General features: G+C 68.0%; 1 protein-coding gene and 1 pseudogene. Both read right to left on the bottom strand.

The window, feature by feature from the left end:
- Nucleotides 1-302 (bottom strand): annotated as a pseudogene (locus tag HHX35_RS42355) (ABC transporter permease); the annotation flags it as partial.
- Nucleotides 295-919 (bottom strand): ATP-binding cassette domain-containing protein (locus tag HHX35_RS45025; RefSeq protein WP_182904242.1); only part of this gene is annotated, 625 nt, incomplete at its 5' end. The gene HHX35_RS45025 and the pseudogene HHX35_RS42355, both read right to left, overlap by 8 nt.

The following is a 919-nucleotide window of genomic DNA, read 5'->3' as shown; positions in this document are numbered from 1 at the left end:
GTCGCCCACACCGACGCCAACGCCATCAGCGCCCCGACCGACAGATCGATACCACCACCGATGATCACGAACGTCATCCCGACCGTGATCACCCCGATCGTCGAGGCCAGCGCCAGGATGCTCACCAGATTGGAGGACGTCGCGAAGTTCTCCGGCCTGGTCACCAGGCCCACGATCGCCAGCAGCACCAGCGCCGCGACCAACCCCAGATGCCGGACCTCACCCAGCCGGCCGAACCGCCCGCCCGGACCCGCCGCCTTCACGCGCGGACCGGCCGGCGCGGCCTGATCGACCTCAGTCATCGAACGCTCCTTCAGAGGGGGGATTAGCTACACCGGACCCGGAATCGGACACGGACCCGGAATCGGATGCGGAATCGGACGCGGACCCGGAATCAGACACAGGCCCGGAACCAGACACGGAATCGGACGTGGACGCGGAATCGGATGCGGATGCGGGCGCGGGTGTCTCCCGCGCGGAGACCATCACCAGATCGAGCACCCGGTGCTCGTCCAGGTCCTCGGCCGGCGCCTCGTGGACGATCCGGCCCTCACGCACGACCAGCACCCGGTCGGCCAGACCCAGCACCTCGGGCACCTCGCTGGACACCAGCAGTACCCCGATACCGTCATCGGCCAGCTTGCGCACCAGCGCATACAACTCCGCCCGGGCCCCGACATCCACACCACGCGTCGGCTCATCCAGCAACAACAACTTGCGGTCCTCGGCCAGCCACCGCCCCAGCACCGCCTTTTGCTGGTTACCACCCGACAACGTCCGAATCGGCCGCCGCGGATCAGGCGGACGAATGTCCAACGCCTCCGACAACCGCTTGGCCTCGGCGAACTCACCACGCCGATCCAGCCAGCCCAGCCACCGCGGCTTGGTGTAGCGGCTCAGGCTCGCCAGCGTGATGTTC

It is taken from the genome of Microbispora sp. H10830 (genome assembly GCF_014161375.1).
In the GTDB taxonomy this organism is placed as follows: domain Bacteria; phylum Actinomycetota; class Actinomycetes; order Streptosporangiales; family Streptosporangiaceae; genus Microbispora; species Microbispora catharanthi.
This window is presented reverse-complemented; position numbering and strand designations above follow the sequence as displayed.